Origin of the sequence: Desulforamulus putei DSM 12395 (genome assembly GCF_900129195.1) — a bacterium.
In the GTDB taxonomy this organism is placed as follows: domain Bacteria; phylum Bacillota; class Desulfotomaculia; order Desulfotomaculales; family Desulfotomaculaceae; genus Desulfotomaculum; species Desulfotomaculum putei.
In genome coordinates this window covers 1-14,195 of sequence record NZ_FQUY01000023.1, presented here as the reverse complement: position 1 = coordinate 14,195, position 14,195 = coordinate 1, and the positions used below count along the sequence as shown (strand labels likewise).

General features: G+C 50.9%; 13 protein-coding genes. 1 reads left to right on the top strand and 12 read right to left on the bottom strand.

What is annotated here, in order from left to right; translation table 11 throughout:
* Nucleotides 1-84 precede the first annotated feature (84 nt).
* The 11 genes from spoVE to BUB67_RS12740 form a co-directional block, all read right to left on the bottom strand.
* The gene (spoVE, locus tag BUB67_RS12790; RefSeq protein ID WP_073239809.1) at nucleotides 85-1,188 is read right to left on the bottom strand and encodes a stage V sporulation protein E; all 1,104 of its coding nucleotides are present in this window, start codon (nucleotides 1,186-1,188) and stop codon (nucleotides 85-87) included.
* A gap of 197 nt (nucleotides 1,189-1,385) precedes the next feature.
* On the bottom strand, nucleotides 1,386-2,750 hold the full coding sequence (gene murD / locus BUB67_RS12785; RefSeq protein ID WP_200798173.1) for a UDP-N-acetylmuramoyl-L-alanine--D-glutamate ligase: 1,365 nt from the start codon (nucleotides 2,748-2,750) through the stop codon (nucleotides 1,386-1,388).
* 112 nt (nucleotides 2,751-2,862) lie between these two features.
* A complete protein-coding gene (mraY, locus tag BUB67_RS12780; RefSeq protein WP_073239807.1) occupies nucleotides 2,863-3,864 on the bottom strand; it encodes a phospho-N-acetylmuramoyl-pentapeptide-transferase in 1,002 nt (333 codons plus the stop codon).
* A 60-nt stretch (nucleotides 3,865-3,924) separates the two neighbouring features.
* Nucleotides 3,925-5,304, bottom strand: coding sequence for a UDP-N-acetylmuramoyl-tripeptide--D-alanyl-D-alanine ligase (locus BUB67_RS12775; RefSeq protein WP_073239806.1), 1,380 nt, complete (start codon nucleotides 5,302-5,304; stop codon nucleotides 3,925-3,927).
* A 43-nt stretch (nucleotides 5,305-5,347) separates the two neighbouring features.
* Nucleotides 5,348-6,820, bottom strand: coding sequence for a UDP-N-acetylmuramoyl-L-alanyl-D-glutamate--2,6-diaminopimelate ligase (locus BUB67_RS12770; protein WP_073239805.1), 1,473 nt, complete (start codon nucleotides 6,818-6,820; stop codon nucleotides 5,348-5,350).
* A 124-nt stretch (nucleotides 6,821-6,944) separates the two neighbouring features.
* The gene (locus BUB67_RS12765) at nucleotides 6,945-9,089 is read right to left on the bottom strand and encodes a stage V sporulation protein D (RefSeq protein ID WP_073239804.1); all 2,145 of its coding nucleotides are present in this window, start codon (nucleotides 9,087-9,089) and stop codon (nucleotides 6,945-6,947) included.
* A gap of 38 nt (nucleotides 9,090-9,127) precedes the next feature.
* On the bottom strand, nucleotides 9,128-9,661 hold the full coding sequence (locus BUB67_RS12760) for a cell division protein FtsL (RefSeq protein WP_073239803.1): 534 nt from the start codon (nucleotides 9,659-9,661) through the stop codon (nucleotides 9,128-9,130).
* A gap of 79 nt (nucleotides 9,662-9,740) precedes the next feature.
* Nucleotides 9,741-10,679 (bottom strand): 16S rRNA (cytosine(1402)-N(4))-methyltransferase RsmH, encoded by a 939-nt coding sequence (gene rsmH, locus BUB67_RS12755; protein ID WP_073239802.1) that lies wholly within the window; start codon nucleotides 10,677-10,679, stop codon nucleotides 9,741-9,743.
* 158 nt (nucleotides 10,680-10,837) lie between these two features.
* Nucleotides 10,838-11,266, bottom strand: a complete 429-nt coding sequence (gene mraZ, locus BUB67_RS12750) for a division/cell wall cluster transcriptional repressor MraZ (protein ID WP_073239841.1) — start codon at nucleotides 11,264-11,266, stop codon at nucleotides 10,838-10,840.
* Between the two features lie 234 nt (nucleotides 11,267-11,500).
* A complete protein-coding gene (locus tag BUB67_RS12745; RefSeq protein WP_073239801.1) occupies nucleotides 11,501-12,304 on the bottom strand; it encodes a histidinol-phosphatase in 804 nt (267 codons plus the stop codon).
* Between the two features lie 214 nt (nucleotides 12,305-12,518).
* The gene (locus BUB67_RS12740) at nucleotides 12,519-13,421 is read right to left on the bottom strand and encodes a patatin-like phospholipase family protein (RefSeq protein ID WP_073239800.1); all 903 of its coding nucleotides are present in this window, start codon (nucleotides 13,419-13,421) and stop codon (nucleotides 12,519-12,521) included.
* 131 nt (nucleotides 13,422-13,552) lie between these two features.
* Between BUB67_RS12740 and BUB67_RS12735 the strand changes: the two genes are divergently transcribed.
* The gene (locus tag BUB67_RS12735; RefSeq protein ID WP_073239840.1) at nucleotides 13,553-13,774 is read left to right on the top strand and encodes a hypothetical protein; all 222 of its coding nucleotides are present in this window, start codon (nucleotides 13,553-13,555) and stop codon (nucleotides 13,772-13,774) included.
* Between the two features lie 117 nt (nucleotides 13,775-13,891).
* On the opposite strand, the gene BUB67_RS12730 is transcribed toward BUB67_RS12735, so the two are convergent.
* A partial coding sequence (locus BUB67_RS12730; protein WP_200798172.1) for a transposase occupies nucleotides 13,892-14,195 on the bottom strand: 304 nt, incomplete at its 5' end.

The window sequence follows — 14,195 nt, the reverse complement described above, 5'->3', positions numbered from 1 at the left end:
GGCCAGATAACCCGCTTTGGGATACCTGGTGCCTGTACCTAACATATTATCTACGTGCGAAAGTTAAAATATTAAGTTGTTTCCTCATCGTGGTGTGGTGTATTTGGAAATATTCAAAACGATACCGATTCCCATCAGGGTAAAGAGCAGCGAGGTGCCGCCATAGCTGATGAATGGCAGCGGAACTCCGGTAACCGGCATGGACCCGGTTACCACCCCCATGTTGATCAGGGCTTGCAGGGCGATACCACTGGTGATGCCTGCCGCCAGCAGGCTGCCAAAGGGGTCCGGTGACGTGACGGCAATTTTCAGACCACGCCAGACAAATATAATAAAAAGCAAGACGATCAGGGAGGCCCCGATAAAACCAAGTTCTTCTCCTGTAATGGCGAAAATAAAGTCCGTGTGATTTTCCGGCAGGTAGAGAAACTTTTGCTTGCTTTGTCCCAGCCCTACCCCGAATAACCCGCCGGAGCCCAGAGCATAAAGGGATTGAATAATATGATACCCGGTCCCCTGAGGATCTGCCTCCGGGTCCAGAAAGGCCAGAAATCGTTTCATCCGGTAGGGTTCAAAGTAAATGGCCAATCCCACCGCCAGCAAACCCAAGCCCGCCAGGCCTCCCAGGTGGGAGAGTCTGGCCCCGGCAGCAAAGAACATGATAAATATCGTACCGCACAATACAATGGCTGTCCCCAGGTCAGGCTGTAATAAAATCAGTCCGGCGGCCAGCGTCATCACAACCAGGTAAGGTAACAGCCCCTCCGTAAAGGAGTTTAACCTTTCTCCTTTTTTCGATAAACCGAAGGCCACAAACATAATCATACATAGTTTTACCAGTTCCGCCGGTGAGAAAGCCATAAAGCCCAGATTAATCCAACGGCGCGCCCCGTTTACCACCTGGCCGACACCCGGCAGCAGCACTGCGATCAGGAGGATAAACCCCGTCAAAACAATGGGCCCTATCCAGCGCTTTAACCGGTAATAATCAAAGTTCATCATAAAGAACATGGCTGCCAGTCCGAAAAGCGCCCAGAGAAGCTGCCTTTTAAAGAAGTAGAAACTGTCCCCGTATCGTACCATGGTTACATATTCACTGGAAGAAAAGACCATAATCAGACCAATGGTTAACAACATGAGAACCGTCAAAAACAAGACAAAGTCCGGTGGTCTCTTCTTTAAACGCATGGTTTCTACCTCCTTTAGCCTTACGGGTATTTCTCTGGGGTCCTGTTGATAGACTTACGGGTTATTTTGGCTTTTGGGGGCCAATAATATCATTGTCAAGCCCTATTTGGGGGAGCAAAACTAACAACCAACAGCCAACGTCCAATAGCCAATAGCTAACAGCCAACGGCCAGACCCGTAAGAAATACCCTTAAGCCTTAAGCCTTGTCCTTCAGTTCCAGCACCAGCTTCTTAAACAACTCTCCACGCTCTTCAAAGTTTTTGAACATGTCCCAGCTGGTGCAGGCAGGGGAAAGAAGTACAACTTCCCCCGGTCTGGCTTGTTCGTAGGCCAACTGCACGGCGTGGGGGTAGTCCCGGGCCGGGAAAATGTTGGTAAACCCCTGTTCCCTGGCGGCCTCTTCAATTTGATAACCGTGTATCCCCACCGTAATCAGGACCCTTACTTTTTCTTTAATTTTTTCGGCAAACTCCTGAAAGGAAACCCCTTTGTTTTTTCCTCCGGCAATCAACACGATGGGAACATCGTAGGCATCCAGCGCTTTGATGGCTGCGTCGGGGTTGGTGCCTTTGGAGTCATTGACATAATCCACGCCGTTCAGGGTGGCAACATATTCCAGGCGGTGAGCAACACCGGTGAAACGACCCAGGGTACGGGCAATGTCAGCCGGTGCCAGACCCATGACGTGGCCCGCCGCAACGGCAGCCAGGGCGTTTTCTAAATTGTGGCTGCCCGGGATCCGCAGGGAATCAACACCGGTAATCTCCCTGGGTCCCGACTGGTCTGCAACCATAATTTTACCGTCCTGGACAAAACTTCCTCTTTCTAAGATATGCCGACGGCTGAAAAATATGACCCGGGAGGGACAATCCCCTGCCAGTTCCCTGGTATTTGGGTCATCATAATTTAACACGACCCAATCAGTGGGTTTTTGCCGGGCAAAGATTTGTGCTTTTGCCCTTATGTATTCTTCCATGGAGCCGTGGCGATCAAGGTGGTCCGGGGTGATATTTAAGATTACCGCCACTTTGGGCGAGAAATGGCGGGTGGTTTCCAACTGAAAACTGGAGACCTCGGCCACCACTATATCATCGGCGGTATAATTTTCGATTTCACTGACCAGCGGCAAACCGATATTGCCTGCCACTAGGGTTTTATAACCGGCCTCCCGAAACATCTGCCCAATTAAAGATGTGGTGGTGGTTTTGCCGTTGGTTCCGGTAATGGCTACGATGGGCGCCCTGGCAAAATGATAGGCCAGTTCCAGTTCGCCCAGGACCGGGACACCGGAAGCCGCTGCCTGGGCCACAGGGGCCACCGTCAGGGGAACCCCGGGACTGACCACCAGCAGGTCATAGGATTCTTGGCTAACCGTAGGATAAGCCCCCAATATAAGGTTAATTCCCCTCCGTGACAATTGATCCGCTACCTGCCCCATTTGTTCCCGGGTTCTGGCATCCGTGAGGGTTACCCTGGCCTGTTTGGCCTGTAAAAATTCGCACACTGCCTGGCCGCTGACCCCGGCCCCCACCACCAAAACTCTTTTTCCTGCCAAATCCACTTTTCGCTCTCCTTTTTTCAACTAAAAGTAATTCATACATTACCAATCCTAAAAATTTCAAGGCTGACGGCTGACGGCCGATGGCCAGACCCCAAAGGAATACCCCAAAGCTTCAGCCCAGCCCTTTTATCCCCAATAAACCGATGACGGAAAAAAGGAAGCTCAGCAGCCAGAAGAAGGCAACAACCTTTCTTTCCGACCAGCCGGAAAGTTCGAAATGGTGATGCAGCGGGCTCATGCGAAAGACACGCCTGCCGGTGGTTTTAAAAGATATGACCTGAATGATGACGGAAAGGGTTTCCAGCACATACAGTCCGCCAATAATAACCAGCAGCAATTCGCTGCGGGTTACCACCGCTGCGGCTCCCAGGGCGCCTCCCAGGGCCAGGGAACCGGTATCTCCCATAAAGACCTTGGCCGGGTGTCGGTTGTAAAACAGAAAGCCCAGACAACCGCCGGCAACTGCCGCCAAAACAATGGCAGTACCCACTTTGCCGCTGAGCAGGGCCAGCAGTACAAAGGCCGCCGAGGTAAATACCGTGGCGCCGGCAGCCAGGCCATCCAGGCCGTCCGTTAAATTAACCCCGTTGCTGGTCCCCAGCAGCACGAGTACAGTGATACCGAAAAAAGGCCACCACCCCGGATCAAATCCAATGCCTCCCGGGGTGAAAAAGCCGGAAAAGGGAATCAGATAATCGGTTCCCCTGCCCAGCTGGAACACGGCAACCACTGCCAGAACGGCGGCAAAAATGAGCTGGCCCAAAATTTTTTCCCTGGCCTTTAAACCTAGGTTTCTTTTCAGCGCTACCTTGATAAAATCATCTAAAAAACCGATCAGACCGTAACCCAGGGTCACGGCTAAAACCACCAAACCCTCTGCCCGGCCCGGAATGCCGCTCCTTAATAATACTGCACCGGCAACGGCAATAGCGATGAGAAACATGATACCGCCCATGGTGGGTGTGCCTGATTTGGCCATATGCCCGGACGGTCCTTCGGCCCGGATGGTTTGGCCAAATTTCAATCTTCTGAGAAGAGGTATGGTAATTGGACCCAACACCAGGGTAACCAGTAAACTAATCCCCGCTGCCAGCCAAACCGCTGTATAATCCATTATTACTCCTCCCTTGTGAAAGGTGGGAAGTGAGAAAAATTTCCCCTTTATCTCTCAACATCACTGTCGGCAGTCTTTAACCAGTTCTTTTACAATTTCCTCCATGCGCATGCCCCGGGAGCCTTTTACCAAAATTGTATCACCGGTTTGTAAAATTTCTTTTAAAATTTCCATAGCCTGTTGGTTGTTTTCGCATTGGCGGACTCTCTCGGGGGATAACCCGCCCTTTAAGCCTCCTTCAGCGATCCATTGGGCCAGATGGCCCACGGTTACCAGGTAATCCACCTGCAAACCGGCTGCCGCTTCTCCCACCTCCCGGTGCCCCGGTTGTTCCAGTTCACCCAGTTCAAACATGTTTCCTAAAACGGCAATTTTTCTACCCGTTGCAGTTTCCTGCAGCACTTTCAGGGCTGCTTTGGCAGATGAGGGATTGGCATTATAAGTATCATTAATGATAGTCATACCCTGGCAATTTATCATTTCCAGCCTCATGTGGGTCAGGGCCACTTGCTCCAGTCCACGGGCGATTTCAGCAAAGGTTAAGCCCAGCCGCAGGCCAACACCCACCGCAGCCATGCTGTTCATAACATTATGGCTGCCCGGCACCGGTAAACGAATTTCACCCTGACCACCGGGGTAAAGGATTTGGTACCGGACCCCGTGGCCGTCGGGTCTGATCTCATACCCCCGGATGTCCCCCGGTCCTTCCAGGGAGTACAGCCAAACCTTACCCTTACAACGGCCTGCCAGCTCCCTGAGAAAGGGACTGTCCCCGTTTAGGACGGCAAAGCCCTCTTCCCCGATATGTTCCAACACCTCGGTCTTGGCCCGGGCAATGTTTTGCACCGACCCCAGGCGCTCCAGGTGGGCTTCCCCGATGTTGGTAATGACCGCCCCGGTTGGTTTGGCCAGTCTCGCTAAAAAATCAATTTCCCCGGGACCCCTCATACCCATTTCCACCACGGCGGCTTGATGTTCTTCAGTTAAATGAAGCAGGGTTAAGGGAAGCCCCAGCTCGTTGTTGTAATTGCCCTCCGTCTTGAGGGTATTGTAACGGGTATTCAACACCGAAGCAATCATATCCTTGGTGGTAGTCTTACCGTTGCTGCCCGTCACCGCCACCACCGGGATGTTCAGGCGGGCCCGGTTATGAGCGGCCAGTTGCTGTAGCGCCTGCAGGGTATCCTCCACCAGCACCACCGGCACTCCCGCCGCTGCATGAATCCTTTGAGAGACCAGCAGGGCAGCTGCCCCCTGCTCCAGGGCTTTATCCACAAAATCGTGACCGTCTGCCTGCAGCCCTTGCAGGGCCACAAAGATTTCACCGTTCTTTATTTTACGGCTGTCGGTACAGAGCCCTTTTATCGAGGTCGCCGGATTCCCTTGCAGAAGGGTACCGCCGGTAACTTCGACAATTTTATCTATCGTATAGGGTAGCATACTTTACCTATCACTTCCTACCTCTGACTTTTCACTTCCTTTTTCAGACCCGGGGAACGTTGAGACGGCGGGCCAAAGCTTCTTTAGCCACCAACCGGTCATCAAAAGGATATTTGGTAGTGCCGATAATCTGGTAATCCTCATGGCCCTTGCCGGCGATCACCACCACATCGCCTTTTTGTGCCAGATCAATGGCCCGGTTGATGGCCTCCCGGCGGTCCTGAATCACCAGGTAACCTTCCGGGGCAGCGATCTTACTGACACCCTCCACCACGTCTTGAATAATTCTTGCTGGGTCCTCCGTACGAGGGTTGTCAGAGGTCACCACCGCCAAATCACTGTACCTGGCGGCGATTTCTCCCATAACGGGCCGCTTGGAGCGGTCACGGTCGCCACCGCAGCCAAAGACGGTGATTAACCTGCCGTCGGTAATCTGCCTGGCGGTGGTTAATATATTCTCCAGCCCATCCGGCGTATGGGCATAATCCACAATTACAGCAAAATCCTGGCCTTGATCCACCAGTTCAAAGCGCCCGGCAACTCCGGTGACACTTTCCAGGGCGGCTTTTACGTCTTGTGCCTGAAAACCCAGGGCCATTCCTGCGGTATAGGCCGCCAGGGAATTATAAACATTAAAACGCCCGGTTAATTTTAACTCCAGTTTGTGTTCTCCCCAGGGCCCGCTGGCGGTAAAACTGACTCCTTTGGCCGTTACTTGAATATCTTTTGCCTTGACATCCGCATCCCGGTCAATGGCATAGGTATAGACCTTCCCCCGGCTTACCTTGACCAGGTGTTCCGCGGCGGGGTCATCGGCATTAATTACGGCATATCTGATGTCCATAGCAAAAAGTTTTGCCTTGGCGGCCAGGTATTCTTCCATGGTGCCGTGAAAATCCAGGTGATCCTGGGTTATATTGGTGAACACCGCCAGGTCATAATCCACACCGGCAACCCGATTTAAAGCCAGGGCGTGGGAGGAAACCTCCATGGCCACGCCCTTCACCCCTTCCTCAACCATCCGGGCCAGCAGTTTTTGCAAATCCAGAGATTCGGGGGTGGTATTGGTAACGGGCAGCACTTTTTCTCCGATTAAATTATGAATGGTACCGATAACGCCGGGTTTTATGCCGGCTTGCCGCCAAACGGCCGCCATCAAATGTGTGGTGGTGGTTTTTCCGTTGGTGCCGGTGACCCCCACCATGGTTAACTGTTTAGAAGGATGACCATAAAATTGGCTTGACAGCAGAGCCAGGGCCTTCCTGCTATCGGCCACCTTAATCACCGTCAACCCCTCCGGCACAGCCACGTCATTTTCCAATACAACTGCCACAGCCCCGGCTGCTGCGGCCTTGTCAATATACCGGTGCCCGTCGGTTTGATAACCCTTGATGGCCACAAAGAGTGTACCCGGCAACGCCTGGCGGGAATCATAGCAAATACCTTCTATATTTATGTCCTGACGACCCTTTACGAAAATAACGTCAATGGCTTCCAGCAGCTGATTTAATAACACCTTGAACCCCCCTCGAACTCATTATACTTCCTATTCTTTCCAATTGTGCTTCATTTATGCTTGATGCCGGCTTTAAAAACCCTGGCCCCCCTGAATGGGAGGCCAGGGTTTCCCTGGCCATTTTTTACGGTTTATTTTCCGATGACGGAGGTTTAAACTCCACCTTTACGGTACTGCCCCGGGGTAATTTATGCCCGGCGGCGGGGCTCTGGGTAACCGCCAGCCCGGAACCGGTGGGTTCTAACGTAAGCCCCAGGCTCTCCAGCAAGTTCCCCGCCTCCCGGATGGTCATTCCCTTCAAGTCGGGTACCGAAACCTGTTCTCCCTGTTTGTTTTTGGCCCCTCCGGAACCCGAGAGATCCAGAATAACGGTGGTGCCCGATAATACCAGAGCGCCGCTTTCCGGTATCTGACCATATACCATCCTGCCCTGACCTCTGGTTTCAAAGGCCAGGCCGGCCTCCCGCAGGACTTTCTGCGCTTCATCCAACGGCAGGTTCACCACGTTGGGAACCGCTACCTCGATTCGCTCCTCTTCCACTTCCCAGGGATTGGTCTTGGGTTTGGGTAAGTTCTTTTGTTCCGGTACTCCCAGGTAACGCAGTATATCCAGGGCCAGGGGGGAGAAAACCGGAGCCGCCACTACGCCGCCGTAATAGGCGCCCCCCTGGGGTTCAGCAATCATAATCAGCACGGCAATTTTGGGATCATTGACCGGTGCAAAACCGGCAAAGGATGCTACATATCTGCCGCTGGCATAACCGCCCCGCTCTGCCACCACCTGGGCCGTACCGGTTTTACCTGCGGCCCGGTAACCCTCCACAAAGGCATTTTTACCGGTCCCTTTAAAGACAACGTTCTCCAGCAGTTGACTGGTTAATTTGGCAGTTTCCTCGGAAATCACCTGCCGTACCATTTCCGGCTTATACTCTTTGATCACATTGCCCTTTTGGTCTTCCACTCTTTTGACCAGTTGCGGTTTCATCAGTTTGCCGCCGTTGGCCACGGCACAAACAGCCGTTAACAACTGAATGGGTGTGACAGCGATGGACTGGCCAATGGACATGGTTGCGATGTTAAGGTTGGTGGCATCTTTCTCCCGGATCATAATACCCTTTGCTTCACCGGGCAGACCGATACCGGTGGGTTGACCAAAGCCAAAGGCCCGGATATATTTATAAAACTTTTCCTTCCCCAGGTTCAAACCTATTTGGATGAATCCCGGGTTGCAGGAATTTTGTACCACTTCTTCAAAACTCTGACTGCCATGACCGCCGGCTTTCCAGCAGCGAATTTTGCGATCGGCCACCTGGTAGTAGCCGGGGTCATAGAAGCGGTCGCCTGGCTTCACTACATTTTCTTCCAGGGCCGCGGCAGCGGTAATAATCTTAAAGGTGGAACCCGGTTCGTAATTATACCAGATTGCGGGGTTACGATCCCAAACCTGCTGGGGCGCTTCCCGCCACTTGTTGGGATTAAAGGTCGGGCGGTTGCCCATGGCCAGCACCTCGCCGGTCTTGGGGTCCATCACGATAATAACCGCCATTTTAGGATGATGCGCTGCCACAATCTTGTCCAGTTCCCGCTCCACAAAATGCTGGATGGTCTGGTCCAGGGTCAGCACCAGGTTATTTCCCTGGGTTGGCGGGATGTACTGGTGCAAAGCCTGGGGAATTTCCCGTCCTGCGGCGTCATGTTCGATGACAATTCTGCCGGGTATTCCCTTCAGCTCTTCGTCAAAGGCGGCTTCCATTCCCATCAGCCCCTGGTTGTCTGTCCCGGTAAAACCCAGAATATGGGGAGCCAGGGTTTCCTGCTTATAATAACGCCTGCTCTCTTCCGCAAAGCCGATTCCTTCAATTTTTAAAGCTTTGATTTTTTGCGATGTCTCAAAGTCTACTTTCCTTTTAAGCCATTCGAAACGTGACTTCTTGGTAATAATGCTTTTAACCCTGGTCACATCCATTCCCAGTAAGGGGGCAATTTGAGCTGCTACTTCATCGGGGTTTTTGATGTGATTGGGTATTGCATAAACGGAGTCGGCGCTGACACTGGTGACCAGCTCATTGCCGTTACGGTCCAAAATGCTGCCGCGTTTCGCCTCCACCGGTACATCCCTCATCCGGTTGATAATGCCTTTCTGGCGATACTCATCCCCCTTCACAATTTGGACCCATGCCAGACGTACAATAATTAATGACAAAAAAGCGGTGGCCAGTAAGAAAAGACCGGTTATTCTCCTGCGGATAACTATATTGGTGGTCTTCAACCCTGATTCCTCCCTGCAGGCCTGGCGGTCACCGCTTCCTAACGTTTCTTCTCCCAACGATTTACCAGATCCATCAATGCCTCAATGATAGGACTTTTCCCGTTCTCCCTCTGTTCATGGTTATCCTTATCACCAACGGTATGTTCATGCGCCCCTTGAGGCTTCGGTTGATTGGTTGGGCTGTTTTGTCCTTCCTGTGGACTCTTAGGTAAGGCGGCAACCAGAACCACTTCCTTGGGATTCGGTTTCACCATACCCAATTTGGTGGTGGCAATGGCCTCAATTCGTTGTAAAGACAGTAACTGGTTAGCTTGAGACTCCAGGTATTCTTGCTCGGCCTGTAGATTCGCCAGCTCGTTTTGCAGCTGGCTGATTTGGTAACCCACCGCAGCCACCTGGGCATAGTAGTAAGCAATGGTGAGGCCGGTGATGAATAAAGCAAGAATACAGCCGGTTACCAGAATTTTGCCCTTGCGTATGGTCCTTTTGGATAATTGCCTTCTGGCCCTGACATTTTGCTGTTGCCTTTCTTCGGGCAGCATATAGCTAAATTTTTCCTGTGCTACATTCAAACTTATGCACCTACCATCCGTTTTAGAACCTTCTGTTTGGGAGACGGGGCCATTCTGCCTCGGGGGATCGTCATTGATGTTAAATCAATTTCTCCGCTATCCTCAGCTTGGCGCTGCGCGCCCGGGGATTGTTTTTCACTTCTTCCCTGCTTGGTTCAATGGGCTTACCGGTAATGATTTTGATTTGCGGCTGCCTGCCGCATGCACAAACCGGGAATGACGGCGGGCATGTGCACGGGTTGGCCAATTCCTTAAAGGTATCTTTAATGATACGGTCTTCCAGCGAATGAAAGGTAATAACACAGATCCTGCCGCCCGGTTTTAATACCTCCACGGCATCTTGCACGGCCTGACTGAGAATGTCCAGCTCATGATTCACTGCAATACGCAGAGCCTGGAAGGTTCGTTTGGCCGGATGGGGACCCTCTCGCCGGGCGTTGGCCGGAATGGCAGCCTTGATGACTTCCACCAGCTTCCCGGTGGTGGTAATGGGCTGCCTTTTTCTTTCCGCTACAATAAAGGAGGCAATTCGTTTGGCCCAGCGTTCTTCACCATATCGTCGAATGATATCCGTTAACTCCTCTTCGGAGAGTTGATTGACCAAATCCCTGGCACTGAAGGGTTGATCCGGCGCCATGCGCATATCCAATTCAGCATCATGCATGTAGCTAAACCCCCGTTCGGGGGTATCCAATTGGTAGGAGGAAACACCAAGATCAAACAACGCCCCGTCTATCGCAGGGATTGCCAGTTCGTCCAGAACGTGCTTTAATTGGGAAAAATTTCTTTGCACCACACGAAACTGACCGGCGAACCCCTGAAGCTTTTCCGCAGCATTGGCAATGGCTGCCGGATCCTGGTCAATGCCTATCAGTTGTCCCTCCGGTCCCAGATGACGCAATATTTCAATACTATGTCCTGCGCCCCCTAGGGTACAGTCAACATAAATTCCCCGGGGGTTGATTTTTAATCCTTCAATGGACTCCTTTAACAATACCGAGACATGTTTAAATTCCATTGTTTCCCCTTTCGAGGTTAAGAAGTTCGAGCTTCGATGTCAGAGACAAAAAATTAAATTGGCACTTCAGGCCAGTCTATTACCTGGCACTTATTTTTGACAATAAAGTATTTCTTTAATACCTTAAATCATGCAATTTATGATCATTGATGTTCAGGTTAGAGCAGGTCAACGATCTTTTCCGCCAGTTCCTCAAAGGAGGCTTCGGCCTGCGCATTGTAACGGTCCCATTCTTCCTTGGACCAGATTTCTACCCGGGTCGAGACCCCTACAATGACGGTTTCTTTGTCCAGTTTGGCATATTCTCGCAAGTTATTGGGCAGCAAAATACGCCCCTGTTTGTCTACTTCACATTCAGTGGCTCCGGAAAAGAAAAAACGTACAAAGGCCCGGGCATCTGCCCTGGCAAAGGGCAGTGACTTAAGTTTTTGTTCAACCTCAGCCCATTCCTGGAGAGGGTAAACAAAAAGACAGTTGTCCAAACCCTTGGTGACAATGAACCGGTCACCCAGACCTTCACGGAAGCGGGCAGGTATTATGAGACGACCCTTTGAGTCGATGTTGTGCTGGAATTCCCCCATAAACATGATATCATGCTCCACTTTTTGGGTATTTCCCACCACTTAATACCACTTTACACCACTTTTATTCGCTGTATTGGTAAAAACTCCTTCTGCCCCGCGGTTGTTTTTGATATTTTTGGCAAAAAAATTAACCAAATCCATTATTTGGACTTGGTTATGCTGCACGAATTCAAGTCAAGAACCGTCCCCGACTTGAATTCCAATTCAAGTCGGGGACGGTTCTTGACTTGAATTTATTTACAGATCGATCATTGTCCGTTTCCTCTGCTTAAATGTAGCCACTTGCCGAAAACCGATTTCTTTGAGGAGGGCTACCGCCCGGTCGAGTCCTTCTCCCACTTGCTCCGGTTTATGTGCATCTGATCCGAGGGTTACGGGGACACCGTGTGCCAGGCAGAGCCTGAGAAATTCCGGGGACGGATACAGTTCGGCGCAGGGATAGCGCCAGCCGGCGGTGTTGACATCGGCGCAGACATCGTATTGTTTCATGACCCGGACGGTTTTCCGGTACAGGTCTGTTAAGGGGCCGTCGGGCTTAAAACCAAACTTTTTAATCAGATCCGGGTGGGACAGAATATCAAACAGTCCGGAGGCTGCTGCCTGTTGAACGTGTTGGAAGTACCGGCAGTACAGGTCACGGATGTCATGGTTTTTATATTCTTCGATGCACTCGGGATCGTCGAAGGCCCAGTCGCCAAGAAAATGGACGGAGCCCAGTACATAATCCAGGGGCAATGAGGAGAGGATCCCCTTGAGTTCCTCCTCATGGCCGGGGATGTAATCTGCTTCGATTCCCAGTTTTATGGATAAATCCGGGTTGGCTACCCGGGCTTGTCTCACTTCGGAGATATAAATTTCCAGGTGGGACCAGGGCATAGCCAGTTCCGGGTTTCTTTTTTCCTCCGGCAGCCAATACATGGGCAGGTGTTCGGAAAAACCGAACTCTTTTAAGCCTTTCCTGCGGGCCGCCGCCACAACTTCTTCTACTGTTCCTACGGCATGTCCACACCGAAAGGTGTGGATATGGTAGTCCACCGGCATGCTAAACACCTCTTTTCAATAGAAAAGTCATCCATTGGGGTTGGCTTAACTTTTTGACTCCTTATGTTTTTCACAAGCTGTTTATCTACATTATAGTGTTACAGGCTTTCTGACACAACCAAATGTGCCATATGGGTTTACTGGTTTTTGACCGGTTTTCTTAAAAAAGTCAATAAGTCAAGCCTGACCCCGATGTTGTAAGGAGTTGAAAATACTATCTTCTTCCACAAACTCTTAGAATATCCGGTAGCAGTTCCCGGGCGGCCTTTTCTCCCTGCTCAATGATGTAGGGTATTTTATGAAATTCCCAGGAACCGACTCCCTTTAACAACGGGCGGATGCGGACATCGGCGTTGTCGTCCAGTACATATTCGATGGCTTCGGAGCGGATGATGTCCAGGGTCTGACTCATCATTTGCGCGATATTGCGGGGCACCTTCGGTTCTTCGCCGTCGTTGCCCAAATCCACGGCAATGACAGTGGTTGCTCCCAATGCTTTGAGAACCTGGGCCGGCACATTTTCCCGCAGGCCGCCGTCCACCAGCAGGTAGCCGTTAATTTCCTTTGGCTCATAAAGTCCCGGCACAGCGGTGCTGGCCCGGACTGCCTGCCATACCGGTACCCCGCTGACAAACACCTGGTCGCCTTTGGCTTTTAATCGCAACCTGTCCTGTCGGCTGAGAAAAATGACCTTCTTGCCGTTGGTGATGTCAACGGAGGTAATGGCCAGTTGGCGGGGGGCATTCTCAAACTGATATTGACCCAGCTTGGATTTTATAAATTGTTCTAATTTAACACCCCTCATTAACCCCAGGGGAGAACGAAAGGGATAAGGAAGGTGCAAAACATCAAAGATTAGTTTAATTGTCATAACAAAAAAGTTTTCTATGGCAGCAAATTCATCGATAAACATGCCGGGCTTTAGTTTGCGGATCATGATATCCAATTGGTCTACTGTCCAGCCGTAGGCATATAACGACCCAACAATGCTTCCTGCACTGGTCCCCGCGATCATATGGGGTTTTATTCCGTTTTCCTCCAACACCTTGAGCACTCCTACGTGGGCTGCTCCCAAAACAAAGCCCCCACCCAGGGCTAAGCCTATTGTCTTCGGCATTTCGACCACCACCTGCTAAGTTTATTTTATGACGCATCAAAAACGGTGGTGAATGAGTATGGACTGGTAAGTTGATCCACTTTGTTTTTTGCGATAAAATTGAACCGAACAGAAACAAGCAGGTGAGCAAGTTGAGTCAATTAAAAGTCGGGACCAGAGTTCGTCTCTGGCCCAAGGACACTTATCCTAAATATGGAATTGTCAGAGAAATAAATCCCGATTACATCCTGGTGGAGCTAACCGAAAAAGACCCGCAGGATTATTGCCGTTATCAAATTGGCGATCGGATTAAGCTGTCGGCAAAGGGCTTGCTTGTTTTAAACGAACAAGCATTTAAAGACAAATATTGTTAGTGATAATATTTTTATGTCTGAACCTGTTCTGGGGACAATAGTACACCCAAAATGCCGAATAACCGGTAAAAAGCAACGCCTGACGGCGTTGCTTCAGACTGTAGACAAACACCGCTTTTAGGCCGAAAGGCTTAGAAGCGGTGTTTGGTTGAAAGTGAAGATTTTACGAATTTTAGATAAAACCAAAGAAAAAACAGGCACTGCCGGTGGAAGCATCCCTTGTTTTTTCTTCCACAGGGCCAGCTTTTTTAAATTTATGCATGCGAAAAGAAGCGTGAGGTAATGCCCGACTTTCCTCAAGCCTCGCAAATTAGTATAACGCATCCCATGCTTTTCTTTAGCGTCTGCAAAGACCCTTTCAATGGTCTCACCACGCATTTTGTATAGTTCTTTGCCCCATGGGGTGTGTCTGATATCTTCT